22 protein-coding genes and 1 pseudogene are annotated in these 20,217 nt (G+C 61.8%); 14 read left to right on the forward strand and 9 right to left on the reverse strand.

The genetic code is table 11. The annotated features are described in order from the left end of the window. Nucleotides 1–2 precede the first annotated feature (2 nt). Nucleotides 3–1,517, reverse strand: coding sequence for a choline-sulfatase (gene betC / locus QMX97_RS00750; RefSeq protein ID WP_282395598.1), 1,515 nt, complete (start codon nt 1,515–1,517; stop codon nt 3–5). Between the two features lie 103 nt (nt 1,518–1,620). Between betC and QMX97_RS00755 the strand changes: the two genes are divergently transcribed. From QMX97_RS00755 to QMX97_RS00780, 6 genes are all read left to right on the forward strand, one after another. After that, nucleotides 1,621–2,571 carry a LysR family transcriptional regulator gene (locus QMX97_RS00755; RefSeq protein WP_282395599.1) on the forward strand — a complete coding sequence of 317 codons (951 nt, stop codon included), beginning with the start codon at nt 1,621–1,623 and terminating at the stop codon, nt 2,569–2,571. 31 nt (nt 2,572–2,602) lie between these two features. Next, a complete protein-coding gene (locus tag QMX97_RS00760; RefSeq protein ID WP_065902730.1) occupies nt 2,603–2,929 on the forward strand; it encodes a DOPA 4,5-dioxygenase family protein in 327 nt (108 codons plus the stop codon). 176 nt (nt 2,930–3,105) lie between these two features. Continuing rightward, entirely contained in the window at nt 3,106–4,071 is a 966-nt protein-coding gene (locus QMX97_RS00765; protein ID WP_282395601.1) for a 2-dehydro-3-deoxygalactonokinase, read from the forward strand. A 1-nt stretch (nt 4,072) separates the two neighbouring features. Beyond that, the gene (locus QMX97_RS00770; protein WP_120447315.1) at nt 4,073–4,693 is read left to right on the forward strand and encodes a 2-dehydro-3-deoxy-6-phosphogalactonate aldolase; all 621 of its coding nucleotides are present in this window, start codon (nt 4,073–4,075) and stop codon (nt 4,691–4,693) included. A gap of 48 nt (nt 4,694–4,741) precedes the next feature. After that, the gene (gene dgoD / locus QMX97_RS00775; RefSeq protein ID WP_003170741.1) at nt 4,742–5,890 is read left to right on the forward strand and encodes a galactonate dehydratase; all 1,149 of its coding nucleotides are present in this window, start codon (nt 4,742–4,744) and stop codon (nt 5,888–5,890) included. 159 nt (nt 5,891–6,049) lie between these two features. Next, on the forward strand, nt 6,050–7,360 hold the full coding sequence (locus QMX97_RS00780) for an MFS transporter (RefSeq protein WP_065902739.1): 1,311 nt from the start codon (nt 6,050–6,052) through the stop codon (nt 7,358–7,360). A 435-nt stretch (nt 7,361–7,795) separates the two neighbouring features. Here the strand turns inward: QMX97_RS00780 and QMX97_RS00785 are convergent, their stop codons facing one another. The 3 genes from QMX97_RS00785 to trpB all read right to left on the reverse strand — a co-directional run bounded on the left by QMX97_RS00785 (nt 7,796) and on the right by trpB (nt 10,427). Further along, the gene (locus tag QMX97_RS00785) at nt 7,796–8,236 is read right to left on the reverse strand and encodes an anti-virulence regulator CigR family protein (RefSeq protein ID WP_065902741.1); all 441 of its coding nucleotides are present in this window, start codon (nt 8,234–8,236) and stop codon (nt 7,796–7,798) included. A 139-nt stretch (nt 8,237–8,375) separates the two neighbouring features. Further along, entirely contained in the window at nt 8,376–9,185 is an 810-nt protein-coding gene (gene trpA / locus QMX97_RS00790) for a tryptophan synthase subunit alpha (protein WP_106805554.1), read from the reverse strand. Next, on the reverse strand, nt 9,186–10,427 hold the full coding sequence (gene trpB / locus QMX97_RS00795) for a tryptophan synthase subunit beta (RefSeq protein ID WP_282395603.1): 1,242 nt from the start codon (nt 10,425–10,427) through the stop codon (nt 9,186–9,188). A 110-nt stretch (nt 10,428–10,537) separates the two neighbouring features. Between trpB and QMX97_RS00800 the strand changes: the two genes are divergently transcribed. Continuing rightward, the gene (locus QMX97_RS00800; RefSeq protein WP_201146241.1) at nt 10,538–11,434 is read left to right on the forward strand and encodes a LysR family transcriptional regulator; all 897 of its coding nucleotides are present in this window, start codon (nt 10,538–10,540) and stop codon (nt 11,432–11,434) included. On the opposite strand, the gene QMX97_RS00805 is transcribed toward QMX97_RS00800, so the two are convergent. Beyond that, nucleotides 11,431–11,757 carry a DUF883 family protein gene (locus tag QMX97_RS00805; RefSeq protein ID WP_003233664.1) on the reverse strand — a complete coding sequence of 109 codons (327 nt, stop codon included), beginning with the start codon at nt 11,755–11,757 and terminating at the stop codon, nt 11,431–11,433. The two genes, QMX97_RS00800 and QMX97_RS00805, sit on opposite strands and share 4 nt — an antisense overlap. Before the next feature lie 154 nt (nt 11,758–11,911). Between QMX97_RS00805 and QMX97_RS00810 the strand changes: the two genes are divergently transcribed. Both QMX97_RS00810 and QMX97_RS00815 read left to right on the forward strand, forming a co-directional pair. Further along, nucleotides 11,912–12,127 (forward strand): dodecin, encoded by a 216-nt coding sequence (locus QMX97_RS00810; protein WP_003187305.1) that lies wholly within the window; start codon nt 11,912–11,914, stop codon nt 12,125–12,127. Nucleotides 12,128–12,241: 114 nt separating this feature from the next. Continuing rightward, nucleotides 12,242–12,469, forward strand: coding sequence for a DUF1161 domain-containing protein (locus tag QMX97_RS00815; RefSeq protein WP_025854355.1), 228 nt, complete (start codon nt 12,242–12,244; stop codon nt 12,467–12,469). Between the two features lie 151 nt (nt 12,470–12,620). Here the strand turns inward: QMX97_RS00815 and QMX97_RS00820 are convergent. Further along, nucleotides 12,621–13,623 (reverse strand): annotated as a pseudogene (locus tag QMX97_RS00820) (LLM class flavin-dependent oxidoreductase). A gap of 215 nt (nt 13,624–13,838) precedes the next feature. On the opposite strand from QMX97_RS00820, the gene QMX97_RS00825 reads away from it, so the two are divergent. Both QMX97_RS00825 and QMX97_RS00830 read left to right on the forward strand, forming a co-directional pair. Continuing rightward, nucleotides 13,839–14,270 carry an OsmC family protein gene (locus QMX97_RS00825; RefSeq protein WP_010207768.1) on the forward strand — a complete coding sequence of 144 codons (432 nt, stop codon included), beginning with the start codon at nt 13,839–13,841 and terminating at the stop codon, nt 14,268–14,270. Nucleotides 14,271–14,433: 163 nt separating this feature from the next. After that, complete coding sequence (locus tag QMX97_RS00830) at nt 14,434–14,673, forward strand: DUF1161 domain-containing protein (RefSeq protein ID WP_010207769.1); 240 nt, start codon at nt 14,434–14,436, stop codon at nt 14,671–14,673. Here the strand turns inward: QMX97_RS00830 and QMX97_RS00835 are convergent, their stop codons facing one another. After that, a complete protein-coding gene (locus QMX97_RS00835; protein ID WP_065902750.1) occupies nt 14,674–15,096 on the reverse strand; it encodes a hypothetical protein in 423 nt (140 codons plus the stop codon). A 142-nt stretch (nt 15,097–15,238) separates the two neighbouring features. On the opposite strand from QMX97_RS00835, the gene QMX97_RS00840 reads away from it, so the two are divergent. After that, complete coding sequence (locus QMX97_RS00840; RefSeq protein ID WP_120447318.1) at nt 15,239–16,348, forward strand: aminopeptidase; 1,110 nt, start codon at nt 15,239–15,241, stop codon at nt 16,346–16,348. 177 nt (nt 16,349–16,525) lie between these two features. Here QMX97_RS00840 and QMX97_RS00845 read toward each other — a convergent pair whose 3' ends face one another. After that, the gene (locus QMX97_RS00845; protein WP_282395608.1) at nt 16,526–17,185 is read right to left on the reverse strand and encodes an HAD family hydrolase; all 660 of its coding nucleotides are present in this window, start codon (nt 17,183–17,185) and stop codon (nt 16,526–16,528) included. Continuing rightward, a complete protein-coding gene (locus QMX97_RS00850) occupies nt 17,182–17,724 on the reverse strand; it encodes a gamma carbonic anhydrase family protein (RefSeq protein ID WP_065902756.1) in 543 nt (180 codons plus the stop codon). The genes QMX97_RS00845 and QMX97_RS00850 overlap by 4 nt, the downstream gene beginning before the upstream one ends. Before the next feature lie 54 nt (nt 17,725–17,778). Between QMX97_RS00850 and prlC the strand changes: the two genes are divergently transcribed. Both prlC and QMX97_RS00860 read left to right on the forward strand, forming a co-directional pair. Beyond that, entirely contained in the window at nt 17,779–19,878 is a 2,100-nt protein-coding gene (prlC, locus tag QMX97_RS00855; protein WP_282395609.1) for an oligopeptidase A, read from the forward strand. Continuing rightward, nucleotides 19,875–20,147 (forward strand): YheV family putative zinc ribbon protein, encoded by a 273-nt coding sequence (locus tag QMX97_RS00860; protein ID WP_065902760.1) that lies wholly within the window; start codon nt 19,875–19,877, stop codon nt 20,145–20,147. Before prlC ends, QMX97_RS00860 begins: the two co-directional genes overlap by 4 nt. Nucleotides 20,148–20,217: the final 70 nt, after the last annotated feature.

The following is a 20,217-nucleotide window of genomic DNA, read 5'->3' on the forward strand; positions in this document are numbered from 1 at the left end:
ATTTATTGGTTTTGGCAGGGTTGTGGATAACGTGCCTTGCGCTCCAGGTCGTCGAGGTCGATATGGTTGCGCATGTATTGCTGACTGGCGTCGACCAGTGGCTGGTGATCCCAGCTCTTCAGCTTGCCTTGGGTCAGCGCCTCAAACACCAGGCGACGACGGCGTTGGCTGGCGAGCACCTGCTGGTGGATCGCCGGGATGTCCCATTTGGCCCGCGCTTCACGCAAAAACGCCTCGAACCGTGGCCGGTGTTCCGGTGCCTGGCTGAGGTCCTCCCGCTCGTGCGGGTCGTTATGTACATCAAACAACAGGCAAGGATCGTCCTCACTGTAGATGAACTTGTAGGCGCCACGGCGGATCATCATCAGCGGGCTGATGGTGCCTTCGGCCATGTATTCGCCGAACACTTCGTCATGCCCGCCCTGCCCCAGCAAGTGCGGGAGCAGCGAGCGGCCATCCAGCGGCAGGCGTGGGTCCAGCTCGCCGCCGGCCAGCTCCACCAGGGTCGGCAACAGGTCGGCAGTGGAAACGGCGTGGGTCACGCGGCCCGCGGCAAACTGCCCCGGCGCACTGACCAGCAGCGGCACGCGCGCAGCCATTTCAAACCAGTGCATTTTGTACCAGAGGCCACGCTCGCCAAGCATGTCGCCATGGTCGCCGGAGAAGATGATGATCGTGTCATCGGCCAGGCCGGTGTCTTCCAGGGTTTGCAGGAGCTTGCCGACATTGCTGTCGATATAGCTGCACGCGCCGAAGTAGGCGCGGCGGGCATCGCGGATCTTGGCCAGCGGCAGCGGCTTGTCCCACAGGTCGTAGACCTTGAGCAGGCGTTGCGAATGCGGGTCGAGGTCGCCTCGCGCGGGTGTTGCAGGCAAAGGGATGTCGGCATCGTCGTACAGGTCCCAGAACGGCTTGGGAATGGTGTACGGGTCGTGCGGGTGGGTCATCGACACGGTCAGGCAGAACGGCTGGTCGCCGTCTTCGCGGATATGGTCGAACAGGTATTGCTGGGCCTTGAACACCACCTCTTCGTCGAAATCCAGCTGATTAGTGCGCACACAAGGGCCGGCTTGCAGCACCGAGGACATGTTGTGGTACCAGCTGGGGCGTACGTCCGGCTCATCCCAATTCACTGCCCAACCGTAGTCGGCCGGGTAGATATCGCTGGTCAGGCGTTCTTCATAGCCATGCAACTGATCGGGGCCACAGAAATGCATCTTGCCCGACAGCGCCGTGCGATAACCGAGACGACGCAGGTAGTGGGCATAAGTCGGGACATCGGCGGGGAAATCCGCTGCGTTGTCGTAGGCGCCGATCTTGCTCGGCAACTGGCCGCTGACCAGGGTAAATCGCGACGGCGCGCACAGCGGGCTGTTGCAATAAGCGGCGTCGAACACCACACCCTGCGCGGCGAGGCGGCTCAGGTTGGGCAACTTGATCGGGGAAGGTCCGTAGAACGGAAGCAGCGGCGCGGCCATTTGATCGGCCATGATGAAAAGAATGTTCTTGCGCTTCATGGGTCTTCGGCATTCCATAGGCGGTGTTTATGCGAATGAGCATGCAGCCCATGGAAAATGGGGTAAAGCCCATGAAAAGCAATGTCTAGGATAAGCACAGCTTATGTATGAAGCCCTCGGTGACCTGTCCCTCGACTTGTTGCGCGCCTTCGAAGCCGCCGCGCGCCACCGCAGCTTTACCGCTGCCGCGATGGAGCTGAGCACCACCCAGCCCGCGATCAGCCAGCAGATCAAGCGCCTGGAAGAACAGCTGGCGATCCGCCTGTTCGATCGCATCTACCGTGGCATCGAGCTGACCGACGCCGGTGCCCTGCTGTTCGAGCATGTGCAAGGCGGCCTGCAAAGCATTAATCACGGCCTCAGCGCGATTACCCAGCAGGACCAGCATGAAGTGCTGCAAGTGGCCACCGACTTCGCCTTCGCCGCCTATTGGCTGATGCCGCGCCTGCATCGCTTCCACCAGGCCAACCCTCAGGTCGACGTGAGCCTGGTGACCAGCGAGCGCAACCACGCGACCCTGCGCAGCGATATCGACGTCGCAGTGCTCTTCGGTGATGGCCGGTTCAAACAGGGCGACAGCCTGTGGCTGTTCAACGAGGAAGTATTCCCGGTCTGCAGCCCGCAGTGGCTCAAGGACCAGGCCGTGCCGCTGACCGTTCAGAATTTGCAGGATTTCCCCTTGCTGCACCTGCGCCAGGAAAACAACAGCCAATGGTTCGACTGGAGTGGTGTGTTTCGCGAGCTGGGCATCAGCACCGCGCCCACACCGGGGCAACTGCGCTTCGACAACTACACCCTGCTGATCCAGGCGGCGATTGCCGGCCAGGGCGTGGCCATCGGCTGGCGCCACCTGGTGGATAACCTGCTGGAACAGAACTGGCTGTGCCGGCCAATCGGCGACACCGTGATCTCGCGCTTCGGCTATTACGTGGTGCAACCCCAGCGCAAGCGGCGTGGGCAACTGGTCGAGCGTTTTGTCGACTGGCTGGTGGCGGAGCAGGCCAGCAGCGCGCAGTCGCTGACCGGGCTGGCCCTGCCATCGATTGCGGTCTAGGATTTGGCGCACAGTGGATCCGGAGTCCGACATGCAACGTATCAAGGGCTACCACGCCCACATCTACTTTGACGCCAGCACCATCGACCAGGCGCGGGCCTTGTGCGAGGACGGTGCCAGGCTGTTTCCGCTGCGCATGGGCCGCGTGCATGAACGGCCCGTCGGCCCGCACCCGGACTGGAGTTGCCAACTGGCGTTCGACGCCGAATACATCGGCGTGGTGTTGCCGTGGCTGGCGCTCAACCGCAATGGCCTGGTGGTGTTCCTGCACCCCGATACCGGCGATGACCTGAAAGATCACACCGACTACGCGATCTGGATGGGGGCGATGCGCGAATTGGACCTGTCTATTTTCTGACCTGCGACCTGATGCAGGATCCGGCCTGTCGGCGATGGCGCCTCAAGAGCGCTATTGCCGCCAGGCCGGTTCCTTTGCACGCGCACTCCCTATATATGGGATGTATATTTATATATTGAGACTTGCGTGCGCCTGGGTTTATATTCGCTGCATCCGCTCAGAACTCAGGTGAAGCGATGCAGGCGCAATTGATCGCGCTCGATTGGGGGACCAGCTCCCTTCGTGCTTACAAACTCGGCCCGGCGGGTGTGGTGCTGGAACAGCGCGCGCTGGCGTCCGGCATCATGCACTTGCCCAGCGAGCCCCGGGATATTGCCGGCGTGCGCTGCAGCGATGGCTTCGAGTTGGCGTTCGATGCGGCGTGCGGCGACTGGCTCGACGCCGAGCCAGGCTTGCCGGTGATCGCCTGCGGTATGGTCGGCAGCGCCCAGGGCTGGAGCGAAGCGGCTTATCGCAATACCCCCGTGGACGTCGCGAGCCTCGGCAAGGCCTTGCACACCGTGCGCAGCCTGCGCGGCGTGGCGGTGCACATCGTGCCGGGTGTGATCGAGCAGGTCGGCTTGCCCAACGTGATGCGCGGCGAAGAAACCCAGGTGCTGGGCGTGCTGCAAAGCCTACCGAGCACCGCTGAAGTGTTGATCGGCCTGCCCGGCAGCCATTCCAAATGGGTCGAGGTGGTCGACGGTTGCATCACTCACTTCGACACCTTCATGACCGGCGAGCTGTTCGCGGTACTGAGCAAGCACAGCATTCTCGGGCGTACGCAAAAGGTCGCCGAGCAGTTTCAGGCCGACGCGTTTGATCGCGGCGTGCAGGTGGCGCTCTCCAGGGACGGCCAGCGTGGCGTGCTGTCGACGCTGTTCAGCGCACGCGCCCTGGGCCTCACCGCCGAACTCGCCCCGGAGCAACAACCCGATTACTTGTCTGGCCTGCTGATCGGCCATGAACTCGCCGGCTTGCCTGGCCACGCCAAGCAAACGCCGATCATCCTGGTCGGTGCTGGCGCCCTCTGCGCCCGCTACCAACGCGCCCTCGCCTTGTGCGGTTTCGCCCACGTCAGCCTGGCGCAGGAAGCGACCGAGCGTGGCCTGTGGCAATTGGCCGTGGCGGCCGGGCTCACTCAACCTGCAACGGAGGCCTGACATGCTCAAGCAAGCACTCGCACAAAACGGTTTGATCGCGATTTTGCGCGGGGTACGACCGGACGAAGCCCAAGCCATCGGCCAAGTGCTGTACCAGGCGGGCTTTCGGGTGATCGAAGTCCCGCTGAACTCGCCCGACCCGTACACCAGCATCCGCACCTTGCGCGACAGCCTGCCCGCCGATTGCCTGATCGGTGCCGGCACGGTGTTGACGCCCGAGCAGGTCGAGCAGGTGCAGGCCGCCGGAGGCCAGGTGATCGTCATGCCCCACAGCGATGCCAAGGTGTTGCGCGCGGCGAAAGCCGCCGGCCTGTACCTGTCGCCCGGCGTGGCCACGCCTACCGAGGCCTTCGCCGCCTTGGCCGAAGGTGCCGACGTGTTGAAGCTGTTCCCGGCCGAGCAAATGGGCCCTTCGGTGATCAAGGCGTGGCTGGCGGTATTGCCCGCAGGCACGTTGCTGCTGCCGGTGGGCGGTATCACCCCGGACAACATGCAGGTGTTCATCGACGCCGGCGCCAAGGGCTTCGGGTTGGGGTCGGGATTGTTCAAACCGGGTATGACAGTGGATCAGGTAGCGAGCCGCGCCCAGGCTTATGTCGCCGCCTGGAAAGCCCTGAGCTGATATCAAGTTCCGCGCCTGCAGGCGCTGCATCTATAAGAGAGATAACAGATGAAAATCACCAAACTGACGACCTTCATCGTCCCGCCGCGCTGGTGCTTCCTCAAGGTCGAGACCGACCAGGGCGTCACCGGCTGGGGTGAACCCGTGGTCGAAGGCCGCGCCCACACCGTGGCTGCTGCGGTCGAGGAACTGTCCGACTACCTGATCGGCAAAGACCCACGCAATATCGAAGACATCTGGACCGTGCTCTATCGCGGTGGCTTCTACCGAGGCGGCGCCGTGCACATGAGCGCCCTCGCCGGTATCGACCAGGCGCTGTGGGACATCAAGGGCAAGGCCCTCGGTGTGTCGGTCAGCGACCTGCTCGGTGGCCAGGTGCGTGACAAGATCCGCGTGTATTCGTGGATCGGCGGCGACCGCCCCGCCGATACCGCGCGCGCTGCCAAAGAGGCCGTGGCCCGTGGTTTTACTGCGGTGAAAATGAATGGCACCGAAGAATTGCAGTTCGTCGACAGCTTCGAGAAAGTCGACCTGGCCCTGGCCAACGTCGCGGCCGTGCGCGATGCAGTCGGCCCTAACGTCGGCATCGGCGTCGACTTCCATGGCCGGGTGCACAAGCCTATGGCCAAGGTGCTGATGAAAGAGCTGGACCCGTACAAACTGATGTTTATCGAAGAGCCGGTGCTCAGTGAAAACTACGAAGCCCTCAAGGAACTGGCACCGTTGACCAGCACGCCCATTGCCTTGGGCGAGCGCCTGTTTTCGCGTTGGGACTTCAAGCGCGTGCTCAGCGAAGGCTACGTCGACATCATCCAGCCGGATGCTTCCCATGCCGGCGGCATCACCGAGACCCGCAAGATCGCCAACATGGCCGAAGCCTACGACGTGGCCCTGGCCCTGCACTGCCCGTTGGGCCCGATTGCCTTGGCGGCCTGCCTGCAACTGGATGCGGTTTGCTACAACGCGTTTATCCAGGAGCAAAGCCTGGGCATTCACTACAACGAGAGCAACGACCTGCTCGACTACGTGCGCGACCCGGGCGTGTTCGACTATGACCAGGGCTTCGTGAAGATCCCCAACGGGCCTGGCCTGGGCATCGAGATCAATGAGGAATACGTGATCGAACGCGCGGCCATCGGCCACCGCTGGCGCAACCCGATCTGGCGGCATGCCGACGGCAGTTTTGCCGAGTGGTGATATTGACCTGAAGGGACCTGTTCGAATGTGGGAGCTGGCCTGCGATAGCGGTCTGCCTGTGCCAGATGAGTCAGCGGTCGCACCGCCATCGCAGGCAAGCCAGCTCCCACATTGACCGCGTCGACCCGTCCTCAATAAACATAACAAGAGGCAACCCCCATGCACCCTGAATCCTTCACCGGGCAGGCATCTTTAGTCACGCCTACCCGAAAGCGCTTCTTCATCATGGTGCTGCTGTTTATCACCGTGGTGATCAACTACCTCGACCGCAGCAACCTGTCGATTGCCGCCCCGGCCCTGACCAGTGAACTGGGGATCGACCCGGTGCACGTCGGGCTGATCTTTTCCGCATTCGGCTGGACCTATGCCGCCATGCAGATCCCTGGCGGCTGGTTGGTCGACCGGGTTCCGCCCCGCATTCTCTACACCGCTGCCCTGCTGCTGTGGTCGATCGCCACCGTAATGCTCGGGTTTGCCGCCAGTTTCATCGCGCTGTTTGTGCTGCGCATGGCCGTCGGCGCCCTGGAGGCGCCGGCCTACCCGATCAACAGCCGTGTGGTCACCACCTGGTTTCCCGAACGCGAGCGCGCCACTGCGATTGGCGTCTATACCTCCGGGCAGTTTGTCGGGCTGGCCTTTCTCACGCCGGTCCTGGCGTGGCTGCAGCACGCGTTCGGCTGGCACATGGTGTTTGTCGCCACCGGTGGCGTCGGCATCCTGTGGGCCGTGATCTGGTACGCGGTGTACCGCGAGCCGAAGGATTTCAAAGGCGCCAACGCCGCTGAAATCGACCTGATCCGCGAAGGTGGCGGGCTGGTCGACATGCAGGCGCAAGCCACAAAGGCGCCGTTCAGTTGGGTCGACCTGGGTATCGTGCTGAGCAAGCGCAAGCTCTGGGGCATCTACCTCGGGCAGTTCTGCCTGAACTCGACGCTGTGGTTCTTCCTGACGTGGTTCCCGACGTACTTGGTGAAATATCGCGGCATGGACTTCATAAAGTCCGGCCTGCTGGCGTCGCTGCCGTTTCTGGCGGCGTTTGTTGGGGTGCTCTGCTCGGGGATATTTTCCGACTGGCTTATTCGCCGGGGGGCGTCGGTGGGTTTCGCGCGCAAATTGCCGATCATCGGTGGATTGCTGATTTCCACGGCGATCATCGGCGCCAACTACGTGGACTCGACGGCATGGGTGATTGCGTTCCTGGCGCTGGCGTTTTTCGGCAATGGCCTGGCGTCGATCACCTGGTCGCTGGTCTCGACCCTGGCGCCTGCGCGTCTGCTCGGGCTGACGGGAGGGGTGTTCAATTTCATCGGCAACCTGTCGGCGATTGCCACGCCGATCGTGATTGGCTTTTTGGCCAGCGGCGATTCGTTTGCGCCGGCGATCACCTATATCGCGGTGCTGGCGTTGCTCGGTGCGCTGTCCTACGTGCTGTTGGTGGGTAAGGTCGAGCGTATTGAACTGAATGAATAGCCTGTGGCGGATGGGTGTTTGTCGCTGATGGGGGCTTCTTTAGCAGGTGAACCTCTTTAGCAGATGGGCTCCCTGTGGCAAGCCCGCACCCTGTGGCAAGCCCGCATCCTGTGGCGAGCGGGCTTGCCCCGCGTTGGGGTGCGAAGCACCCCCAAAATCTGTCGACGCGTTATTCCTGAAATACCGCAGTAGCTTCTATTGGGGCTGCTGCGCAGCCCAACGCGGGGCAAGCCCGCTCGCCACAGGATGCGGGTTTGCCACAGGAAGCGGGCTTGTCACAGGGAGTCTTCTTGCACAGGAAGCGGGCTTGTCACAGGGAGTCTTCTTGCACAGGATGCGGGCTTGTCACAGGGAGTCTTCTTGTCACAGGAAGCAGGCTTGCCACAGACAGACAGACAGCCTGCTTGCCTTGCAAGCTCACCCTGTCCCTCGGTTTCAGTTGAGGACGCCGTCAAGGATCTCGTAGACGATGCCGGTACCCACCGCAATCAACACCACGTCCGGGCCGGAGCGGCGCCATTCGTAGCCTGGGTACACCGGCAGGCGCGCCAGCGCTCGGTTGTCCAGGCGTTCGCCGTAGTAGCCACGGGGCAGTGGTTGGCCGCGTACCAGGCGCACATTCGGCGGCGGTGGGGCGCCGCGCGCGAACTGACCATGGTTGTCGTGGATGATCTGCCGCACCGGGCCAAAGTCCTGGGGCGGGCCGCCGCGACGGTTGTCCTGTGGGCCGCGGTGGTCGTCGCCATGTTGCTCGTGCTGGCCTTGCGGGCCGCCACGGTCTGGGCCGCCTTGGTCGTAAGGCGCGGCCTGCGCCAGGGCACTTGCGCCGAGCATCAGCACGCCGAGACCAGCTATCAAGCGTTTAGGCATTTTCATGGGGTGTTTCCTCAGTACTGCACGAACAAAAAAGGGACCTCGAACGAGGTTCGAAATCCCTTGGTCTTGTCAGTTTAGGTACTGAATCGACGGTATGATTCCTCTGTATCAGGAACTTTACCTACCGCTTACGAGCCGCTTACTTACGGGCGTTGCGGACACCTTCCGACAGTGCCGCGCAGAGGCCCAACACGCCATCAATCGCTTGCTGATCAGTTTTGGCATTCGCAATGTGATCGATCAAGGCCGACCCCACCACGACACCGTCTGCCAGGCGCGCGATGGCGGCAGCTTGTTCCGGCGTGCGGATACCAAAACCGATGCTGATCGGCAGGTCGGTATGCCGGCGCAGGCGGGTTACGGCTTCCTCGACATGCTCGAGGGTCGCCGCGCCGGCGCCGGTCACACCGGCCACCGACACGTAGTACACAAACCCGGAGCTGCCGTTGAGCACGGTAGGCAGGCGCACATCATCGGTGGTCGGCGTGGTCAGGCGGATAAAGTCGATACCCGCAGCCTGGGCCGGGTCGCACAGCTCGCCGTTATGCTCGGGCGGCATGTCGACCACGATCAGGCCGTCTACACCGGCTTGCTTGGCATCGGCGATGAACTGCGGCACACCATATTTGTGGATCGGGTTGAAGTAACCCATCAGCACCAGCGGCGTCTCGGTGTTGTCCTTGCGGAACTCACGGACCATCTGCAGGGTTTTCGCCAGGTTCTGCTTGGCGGTCAGTGCGCGGATGTTGGCCAGTTGGATGGCCGGGCCGTCCGCCATCGGATCGGTGAAGGGCATGCCCAACTCGATCACATCGGCGCCGGCTGCCGGCAAGCCCTTGAGGATCGCCAGCGAGGTGTCATAACCCGGGTCGCCGGCGGTAACGAAGGTTACCAGGGCCGCGCGGTTTTGTTCTTTCAGTTGCGCAAAACGTGTTTGCAGGCGGCTCATTTAGTGTTTCTCCTGCTGAGATGGCTCTTGTGAAGCCTGTTCCATGTGGTGCATCACGGTTTGCATATCTTTGTCGCCACGGCCGGACAGGTTCACCACCATCAGGTGATCCTTGGGCAAGGTCGGAGCGCGCTTGAACACTTCAGCCAGGGCGTGGGCGCTTTCCAGTGCAGGAATAATCCCTTCCAGGCGGCAGCATTTGTGGAACGCATCGAGGGCTTCGTCGTCGGTCACCGAGGTGTATTGGACGCGGCCGATATCATGCAACCAGGCGTGTTCCGGGCCGATGCCGGGGTAGTCCAGGCCAGCGGAAATCGAGTGGGCGTCGATGATCTGGCCGTCGTCGTCCTGCAGCAGGAAGGTGCGGTTGCCGTGCAGGACGCCGGGTACGCCGCCGTTGAGGCTGGCGGCGTGCTTGCCGGTTTCGATGCCGTAGCCGGCGGCTTCAACGCCGATGATCTCGACACTGGTGTCATCCAGGAACGGGTGGAACAGGCCCATGGCGTTGGAACCACCGCCGATGCACGCGACCAGGCTGTCCGGCAGGCGGCCTTCCTGGGCTTGCAGCTGGGTGCGGGTTTCCTTGCCGATGACGGCCTGGAAGTCGCGCACCATCGCGGGGTACGGGTGCGGGCCGGCCACGGTGCCGATCAGGTAGAAGGTGCTGTCGACGTTGGTGACCCAGTCGCGCAGGGCTTCGTTCATCGCGTCCTTCAGGGTGCCGGTGCCGGCGACGACTGGAATCACTTCAGCGCCCAGCAGCTTCATGCGAAACACGTTGGCCTGCTGGCGTTCGATGTCGGTGGTGCCCATGTAGATCACGCACTGCAGGCCAAACCGTGCGGCAACGGTGGCAGTAGCCACGCCGTGCATGCCCGCACCGGTTTCAGCGATGATGCGTTTCTTGCCCATGCGCCGCGCCAGCAGGATCTGGCCGATGCAGTTGTTGATCTTGTGCGCGCCGGTGTGGTTCAGCTCTTCGCGCTTGAGGTAGATCTTGGCGCCGCCGCAGAACTCGGTCAGGCGTTCGGCGAAGTACAGTGGGCTCGGGCGGCCGACGTAGTCGCGCTGGAAGTAGGCCAATTCCTCGTTGAACGCCGGATCGATCTTGGCCGCTTCGTATTCGCGGGCCAGGTCGAGGATCAACGGCATCAGGGTTTCGGCGACGTAGCGGCCGCCGAACGCGCCAAACAGGCCGTTGGCGTCAGGGCCGTTGCGCAGATCGGTCTGGGACTGAGTCATGGGACGCTCCAGGTAGGAATTTGGGTAACCAGCAATGACGGCCACTCTACCCCTCACATCCTGCACTGAAAACCGATAAGATCGCATCAACCTGTCAGGAAAACTCACAGATGAGCCGAGACCTTCCGCCCCTGAATGCCTTGCGTGCGTTCGAAGCCACTGCCCGCCTCAACAGTGTCAGCCAGGCGGCCGAGCAATTGCATGTGACCCATGGTGCCGTCAGCCGCCAGTTGAAGGTGCTGGAAGAGCACTTGGGTGTCAGCCTGTTCGCCAAGGATGGACGCGGCCTTAAACTCACAGATGCCGGCGCCCGGCTGCGTGATGCCAGCGCTGAAGCGTTCGAGCGTCTGAGAGATGTCTGCGCCGAACTCACCCAGGCCAGCGCCGACGCACCCTTCGTGCTGGGCTGCTCGGGCAGTTTGCTGGCGCGCTGGTTGATTCCGCGCCTGGGTCGTTTGAATGCCGACTTGCCGGACTTGCGCCTGCATCTGTCGGCGGGTGACGGCGACCTCGACCCCAGGCGCCCCGGCCTGGACGCTTTGCTGGTGTTTGCCGAGCCGCCATGGCCGGCGGATATGCAGGTGTATGAACTGGCCAGCGAGCGTATCGGCCCGGTGATGAGCCCGCGTTTTGCCGGTTACGAGCGCTTGCGCCAGGCGCCGCCGCAAGCGCTGTGCGCAGAAGCCTTGTTGCACACCACTTCCCGCCCGCAGGCCTGGCCCAGTTGGGCGCAGCAACACGGCATCGCGCCCGGCACGTTGAAACACGGCCAGGGGTTCGAGCATTTGTATTATTTGCTGGAGGCGGCGGTGGCAGGTCTTGGGGTCGCAATTGCGCCGGAACCGCTGGTGGCAGAGGATCTGCGCGCGGGTCGCCTGGTGGCGCCGTGGGGCTTCAGTGAAACCCCGGCGCACCTGGCGTTGTGGCTACCCAAGCGCGCCGCGGATGGGCGCGCCGGGCAACTGGCGCAGTGGCTCAAGGCTGAGCTGGCGCACCAGGATGTTTAGTCGCCGCGTTTGCACAGCAGGTAAGCCGCCAGCAGGCCCAGTGCGCCAACGGCGACGCCGGCGGTGGTCCATGGGTGCTCTTGTGCGTAGTCCCGGGTCGCAACACCGGTTTCGCGGAGTTTGACTTTGCTTTCTTCGTACGCGTCGCTGATCAGGTGGCGGGAGTGCTTGAGGGCATTCTCGGCATTGCTTTTCAGGGCCTTCAGCGTTTTGCGCGACTCATCGGACGCATCGTCCTTGAGGCTCTCAAGGGACTTGAGCAGGCTCGAAATCTCGGCTTCCATGCTTTCCAGCGACGCTTTGCGTAAAGAAGTGTTGGCCATGTGGACTCTCCTGAAATGATTGAGTGGCAGGTGTAGATACCGACTGCGCCCGTTTCAGAAAGTGCAGTAAATCTGAACTTTCAGGTAGGAACGGTCGCCAGAAGCAGTACGAACATTGACTGCTACGCTCACTAGAGACCTCAGGAGAAACGCTATGTCTGATCATCACACGTACAAGAAAGTCGAACTGGTTGGCTCGTCGGCGACCAGCATTGAAGATGCGATCAACAACGCCCTGGCTGAAGCCAACAAGAGCATCAAGCACTTGGAATGGTTCGAGGTGACCGAAACCCGTGGCCACATCAAGGACGGCAAGGCCGCGCACTTTCAGGTCACCCTCAAAGTCGGGTTCCGAATTGCCAGTAGTTGATCACGTCGGTTGAACTTGCCGACTGGCCGATTGCCATAACCTGCGCTACAACCAATGGGTGCCGAGGCGAAAGCGTCGGCACGCTCTTTTCGATCAGCGCAAGGAAAGTAACGGATGAAGAAGTTCCTGTTAGCGGTAGGTTTGTTGAGCATTGCGGGCACTGCCCTGGCGGCGGGCAAGCCTTGTGAAGAGCTGAAAAGCGAAATTGCAGCGAAAATCGACGCCAAGGGCGCTTCGGGTTATTCGCTGGAAGTCGTGGACAAGGGCGCAGCGCCGAGCGATCACACAGTGGTCGGCAGCTGCGAAGCCGGTACCAAGGAAATCGCCTACAAGCGCGGGTGATCCCGTGCTTCACATATAAAATCGACGCACTTGTGGCGAGGGAGCTTGCTCCCGCTGGAGTGCGCAGCACTGCCTTTTTCGGCGGCGCTGCGCAGCCCAGCGGGAGCAAGCTCCCTGGCCACAGGTGCGTCGTTTTTTTTCGCCTGAAGTTTTAGCCCTTCATCAACTGTGCCAGCAGCTCGTAGGAATGAATCCGATCGGCATGCTCGTACAGGTCGCAGGTAAAGATCAGCTCGTCAGCGCCGGTCTGTTCGACCAGCACCTCCAGTTTGGCGCGGATCTTCGCCGGGCTGCCGACCATGGCCAGGCCCAGGAAGCTGCCTACCGCATATTTTTTCATGCGGTAGCCACAGGCCGTCCATGGTTTTCACCGGCGGGCGCTGCACCAGGCTTTGCCCGCGCATCAGCGCAAGGATGCGCTGGTATACGGAGGTGGCCAGGTAGTCCGCCTGCTCATCGGTGTCCGCCGCGACCAGTGGAATGCCGAGCATCACGTAGGGTTTGTCGAGCACGGCCGATGGCTTGAAGTGATTGCGGTACACACGAATCGCTTCATGCATCAGGCGCGGTGCGAAATGGGAGGCGAAGGCGTAGGGCAAACCGCGCTCCCCCGCCAGCTGGGCGCTGAACAGACTGGAACCCAGCAGCCACACCGGCACATTGGTGCCGGTGCCCGGTACGGCGATCACCCGTTGGTCGGGCGTGCGTGGGCCCAGGTAGGCCATCAGCTCGGCGACATCTTCGGGGAAGTCATCCGCGCTGCCCGAGCGCTCACGGCGCAGGGCGCGCGCAGTCATTTGGTCGGAACCGGGCGCGCGGCCCAGGCCCAGGTCAATACGGCCCGGGTAGAGACTTTCCAGGGTGCCGAACTGCTCGGCGATCACCAGCGGTGCATGGTTGGGCAGCATGACGCCGCCGGAGCCGACGCGAATCGTCGAGGTGCCGCCAGCCAGATAGCCCAGCAAGACCGAAGTGGCCGAGCTGGCGATACCGTCCATATTGTGGTGTTCCGCCACCCAGAAACGGTTGTAGCCGAACCTTTCCACGTGCTGGGCCAGGTCCAGGGAATTGCGTAACGACTGCGCCGGACTGCCGTTGGCCCGCACGGGCACGAGGTCGAGGGTCGAGAACTTTACGTCGGACAGCGATTTCATAAGCCTGCTTCTCCAATGGGGGCGCAGGCTTCATAGACGAACCAAAACCTGCCGCTTCATGTGCATGTCCTATGCAATGAGGGCATATACCCGAGATTCAATAGCTAGCCCGAAATTTCCTACTTAATCGCTAGGTTTCTCTTACAAGTGAACTTTGCCAAAGCTTCTATCCTCAGAACCTTACTGACGCAAAACCACCGTTCGAGGAGAAAGCTATGAGTATTGTTAAAAAGGCATCCGCGCATTGGGAAGGTGATCTGAAGACTGGCCTGGGTTCCATTTCCACCGAGACCGGCGTGCTGCGCGAAGCCCCCTATGGCTTCAAGGCGCGTTTCGAAGGCGGCAAAGGCACCAACCCTGAAGAGCTGATCGGTGCGGCGCATGCCGGCTGTTTCTCGATGGCGTTTTCGATGATTCTCGGTGATGCCGGCCTCAAGGCTGACAGCATCGACACCCAGGCTGAAGTGACCCTGGACCAGGTCGATGGCGGCTTTGCGATCACTGCTGTGCATTTGATCCTCAAGGCCAAGATTCCAGGCGCGAGCCAGGCGCAGTTCGATGAACTGAGCAAGAAAGCCAAGGAAGGGTGCCCGGTATCGAAAGTGCTGAATGCGAAAATCAGCCTGGATGCCACCCTCGTAAACTGACACCGCTACCTGTAGGTCGCCGGCAAGCCGGCGCCTGCAGTTGTTTCTAGGCGGCGCCAAAACATCTGCGTTAAATCAGAACTCGTGTTTCACCCATGTGGTCCTATAGCCTATGCAGCCTTAGACGCACACCCGTGCGCAATGCATTCAGGGAGCTTCACACATGAAACGTTTTGCCTTGGCGATCATCTGCGGTGTTTTGGCCACTTCGGCCGTGGCCGCGCCAAAAGACTGCGAAGAGCTCAGGAAAGAGATTGAGGTCAAGATCCAGGCGAACGCCGTTCCGTCCTACACCCTGGAAATTGTCAGCAAGGAAGAAGCCGACAAGCACGACTCCGCCATGGTCGTCGGCAGCTGTGAGAACGGCACCAAAGCCATCGTCTACCAGAAGAACAACGACTGATCAGAGGCAGTTGACGCTGCGCTCTTCGGCCAGCAATTGGCGGGCGGCGTTGTACAGGCGGATATTCGGCGTGTAGGCCAATGAGCGCCCTTCCAGGCTATAACGTTGGCCGGCTTCGAAATGGTCGTACTGCAAGGTAATGAAGCACGTCCGATCCGTCGTTTGCCCAAACCCGCTGAAACTGCCGCCAGTCGGCACCTCGAAATCAAAGCGCACCATCAACTCATGACTGCCGGGCGGGACCTGGAAGTAGCGCCCGTCGGGGAGGTTCTTGCCGTCCAGGCGCTGGGCCATCACCAGTTTGGCACCCGGTGTCGGGGTGGCGAAATCGATCCAGGCCTGGTGCGGGTCAACCGGCGGGATGGGGGTGTAAGCACACGCACTCAGGAACAGCGCGGTGACGGGGAGCAAGAGCTGACGCATGGCAGGCACTCATCGCAGGGAAAGAATTGAGCCTGGCGCGCACGGCAACAGACTCGCTATGAGTATAAACACGTCACGTCATGGAAAAATTCCGTATAGGCAGGATAGTCTGGCGAGCAAATCAGCCAGGAGTGGTCGGGGCATGGTCAGGCGTTTTCTTGCAGGGGCGGTGGTTGTGTTGCTCAGCGGCTGTTCCAGCCTCAGTTATTACAGCCAGTTGGCCAGCGGACAATGGCAATTGTTGCGTGCCCGCGAGCCGGTGGCCGAGGTCATCGCCGACCCGTCCCGCCCACAGTCACTGCGTGAGCACCTGGTGCAATCGCAAAAAGCGCGGACATTCGCCAGCGAGCACCTGCACCTTCCTGACAACCAGAGTTACCGTCTGTACGCCGATATTGGCCGGCCTTACGTGGTTTGGAATGTCTTTGCCACGCAGGAATTTTCCCTGTCGCCTGAGACCCACTGTTTCCCCATTGCCGGTTGCGTGGCCTATCGCGGCTACTACAACCAAGGTGCGGCGCGCGGTGAGGCGGCGCTGTTGAAGCAACAGGGCATGGATGTCTCGATCGGTGGTGTCGAGGCCTATTCCACCCTGGGCTGGTTCGACGACCCGATCATGAATTCGATGATGAACTGGGGTGACGAGCGCCTGGCCACGCTCATCTTCCACGAGTTGGCGCACCAGCGTTTCTATGTGAAGGACGACACCGAGTTCAACGAGTCATTCGCCAATTTCGTCGAACAGGAAGGCACCCGCCAATGGCGCGCGGCACGGGGCCTGGCGCCCCTCAGCGACTCCGCGGTGGCGCAGCGTGACCAATTCACCCGGCTGATCCTCGAGACCCGTCAACGCCTGGAAAAACTCTATGCGCAGCCACTGTCTGGCGAGGTGATGCGTCAGGCCAAGGCGGCGGAATTCGAGCGTTTGCGCAGTGATTATCGGCAACTGCGTGATAGCCAGTGGGGCGGCGACAAGCGTTATGACGTGTGGATCAACCAGCCGATGAACAATGCGCGGTTGCTGCCGTTTGGGCTGTATGACCAATGGGTGCCGGCGTTTGCGGCGTTGTATGCGCAGCAGGGCGGGGATTGGCTGAAGTTTTATGCGGCGGTCGAGCAACTGGGGCGGTTGCCGCAGGCGCAGCGCAAGGCGGCGTTGAGGCAGTTGGAGGGTACGGGGCCATCAGGGCCTCTCGCAGGCAAGCCGGCTCCCACAGAGGGATCCGGGTATGACTCGGGGCCTCGGGTGTAAGAAGATCAAATGTGGGAGCTGGCTTGCCTGCGAAGGCGGTGGGTCAGGCATGCACGGCATCAACTGACAGCCCGCCTTCGCGAGCAAGCCCGCTCCCACAGGGGGCTCCGGGTATGACTCGGGGCCTCGGGTGTATGAAGATCGAGTGTGGGAGCTGGCTTGCCTGCGAAGGCGGTCTCAAGCGCGCGGCAAAAATGCCTGGTGCATCTCGGCCAGCGTTTCGAAATGCCAGGTCGGCGCCTCGGCATTCAACTCTGCAAAACTGCCAAATCCATAGCCGACCGCCGCCGAATCCAGGCCATTGCTGCGGGCGCCGATCAGGTCATGCTTGCGGTCGCCAATCATCAGGGTGGCCGAAGGATCAAGGCCTTCCTCGCTGATCAAGTGCGCAATCAGCTCAACCTTGTTGGTCCGCGTCCCATCCAGCTCGCTGCCGTAGATCACCTTGAAGTGCTTGGCGAAGTCGAAATGCCGAGCGATCTCGCGGGCAAACACCCAGGGCTTGGAGGTTGCTACATAGAGCTGGCGACCCTGGTTGCCCAAGTCTTCCAGCAGTGGCATCACGCCGTCGAACACGCGGTTTTCATACAGGCCGGTGACCTTGAAGCGCTCACGGTAGAAATTCACCGCCTCCCAGGCCTTGGCCTCGTCGAAGCCGTAAAACTGCATGAACGCCTGCAACAGCGGCGGGCCGATGAAGTGTTCGAGCTTGGTCAGGTCCGGCTCATCGATCCCCAGCTTGCCGAGGGCGTACTGGATCGAACGGGTGATGCCCTCGCGTGGATCGGTGAGGGTGCCATCCAGGTCGAACAGGACGGTTGAGTAGTTGAGGGTCATTGATCGAATCCTTCCGCCAGGTGCAGGTCTTTAAGCTTCACGTAGTTCGCGGCGCTGTAGGTGAAAAAGGCACGCTCCTTGTCAGTCAGCGCGCGGATTTGTTTAACCGGGCTACCCACGTACAAAAAGCCGCTGTCGAGTTTCTTGCCAGGCGGCACCAGGCTGCCGGCGCCGATGATCACGTCGTCCTCCACCACGGCGCCGTCCATCACGATGCTGCCCATGCCGATCAACACCCGGTTGCCGACGCTGCAACCATGCAGCATGACTTTGTGGGCGACGGTCACGTCATCGCCGATCAGCAGCGGGAAGCCGTCAGGATTGAAGGGCCCGGCGTGGGTAATGTGCAGCACGCAGCCATCCTGCACGCTGGTGCGCGCGCCGATACGGATGCGGTGCATGTCGCCGCGAATCACGGTCAGCGGCCAGACCGAGCTGTCGGTGCCGATTTCGACATCGCCGATCACCACCGCCGAAATATCGACAAAAGCCCCGGCGCCCAGGGTTGGCGTGTGGTTCTGATAGGTGCGAAGGGTCACGATAGCCTCTCTCTTATGTGCTGATAGCTGCGGTGGGCGTTGATTGTAATTAAGATGGCCCCATCTTTGTTCTTACATGTTTCTTCAGCCAAGGTGCCAACCGTGAGCGCGAACAACCCTCTTCTGCAGTCCTACGACCTGCCGCCGTTCTCGGCGATCCGTGCCGAGCACGTGCAGCCGGCCATCGAACAGATCCTCGCCGACAACCGTGTCGCCATCGAAGGCATCCTGCAAAGCCAGGGTAAAAATCCGACATGGGCAGGCCTGGTGCTGGCCATGGACGAACTGAACGACCGCCTGGGTGCCGCCTGGAGCCCGGTCAGCCACCTCAACGCCGTGTGCAACAGCGCCGAACTGCGCGAAGCCTACGAGGCTTGCCTGCCGGCGTTGAGCGCCTATTCCACCGAGATGGGCCAGAACCGCGAACTGTTCCAGGCCTTCGAAGCCCTGGCCAACAGCCCGGAGGCTGCCGGTTTCGACGTGGCGCAGAAAACCATCCTGGAACATTCCCTGCGCGACTTCCGCCTGTCGGGTATCGATCTGCCGCCTGAGCAGCAAAAGCGCTACGCCGAAGTGCAGAGCAAGCTGTCCGAGTTGGGCAGCAAGTTTTCCAACCAGCTGCTGGACGCCACCCAGGCCTGGACCAAACACGTTACCGATGAAGCCACCCTCGCCGGCCTGACCGATTCGGCCAAGGCGCAGATGGCTGCCGCCGCCCAGGCCAAAGGCCTGGATGGCTGGCTGATCACCCTGGAGTTCCCAAGCTACTACGCGGTGATGACCTACGCCCAGGAGCGCGCCCTGCGTGAAGAAGTCTACGCGGCGTACTGCACCCGTGCGTCGGACCAAGGCCCGAACGCTGGTCAGAATGATAACGGCCCGGTGATGGAACAAATCCTCGACCTGCGTCAGGAACTGGCCAAGCTGCTCGGCTACGCCTCGTTCTCCGAGCTGAGCCTGGCGACCAAAATGGCTGAGTCCAGCGACCAGGTGTTGACCTTCCTGCGTGACCTGGCCAAGCGCAGCAAGCCGTTTGCCGCCCAGGATCTGCAGCAGCTGCGGGCCTACGCCGCCGAACAAGGCTGCGCCGACCTGCAAAGCTGGGACAGCGGTTTCTACGGCGAAAAACTTCGCGAGCAGCGCTACAGCGTGTCGCAAGAAGCCCTGCGCGCCTATTTCCCGATCGACAAAGTGCTCGGCGGCCTGTTTGCCATCGTGCAGCGCCTGTACGGCATCGAAATTGCCGAGCAGAAAGGCTTCGACACTTGGCACCCGGATGTCCGCCTGTTTGAAATCAAGGAAAACGGCCAGCATGTCGGCCGCTTCTTCTTCGACCTGTACGCCCGCGCCAACAAGCGTGGCGGTGCCTGGATGGACGGCGCGCGCGATCGTCGTCGCACCCTCGACGGCGTGCTGCAAAGCCCGGTCGCCAACCTGGTGTGCAATTTCACCCCGGCCGACAGCGGCAAGCCTGCCCTGTTGACCCACGATGAAGTGACCACCCTGTTCCACGAATTCGGCCACGGCCTGCACCACCTGCTGACCCGCGTCGAACATGCCGGCGTGTCCGGTATCAACGGCGTGGCTTGGGATGCGGTGGAATTGCCGAGCCAATTCATGGAGAACTGGTGCTGGGAGCCGGAAGGCCTCGCACTGATCTCCGGCCACTATGAAACCGGCGAGCCGCTGCCTCAGGACCTGCTGGAAAAAATGCTCGCGGCAAAAAACTTCCAGTCGGGCCTGATGATGGTGCGCCAGCTGGAGTTCTCGCTGTTCGACTTCGAATTGCATGCCACTCACGGCGACGGCCGCAGCGTGGCGCAGGTGCTCGAAGGCGTGCGTGACGAGGTGTCGGTGATGCGTCCGCCCGCCTACAACCGCTTCCCGAACAGCTTTGCGCACATCTTCGCCGGCGGTTATGCGGCGGGTTACTACAGCTATAAATGGGCCGAAGTACTGTCGGCGGATGCCTTCTCCAAGTTCGAGGAAGAAGGCGTGCTCAATGCCGAGACCGGCCGCGCATTCCGCGAGGCGATCCTCGCCCGTGGCGGCTCGCAGGCGCCGATGGTGCTGTTCGTCGACTTCCGCGGACGGGCGCCGTCGATTGACGCACTCTTGCGCCACAGCGGCCTGAGTGAGGACGCGGCAGCATGAGTGAAGGGCCTGTGATTACCAAAAAGCAATTTATCGCCGGGGCGGTCTGCCCGGCGTGCAGCGAGCCGGACAAGCTCAAGATGTGGACCGAAGACAACGTGCCGCACCGCGAGTGTGTGGCCTGCGGGTATACCGATACGCTGAATGATCAGGGGTTGTCGGTGCCCAAGGAGTTGGGTACGCGGGTCAACACCTCGGCGTTGAAAGCGCCGGACCCGAAGGTGCAGGCGGTGCAGTTCTTTCCCAATCCCAAGCTGAAAAAAGACTGAAGCCTGCTTCCTGGAGGCGCTGGCTAGCCTGCGATAGCCCCAACGCGGTGTGACTGAAACACCGCGTACT

It is taken from the genome of Pseudomonas sp. PS01298 (assembly GCF_029959745.1).
GTDB classification, from domain to species: Bacteria; Pseudomonadota; Gammaproteobacteria; order Pseudomonadales; family Pseudomonadaceae; genus Aquipseudomonas; species Aquipseudomonas aylmerensis.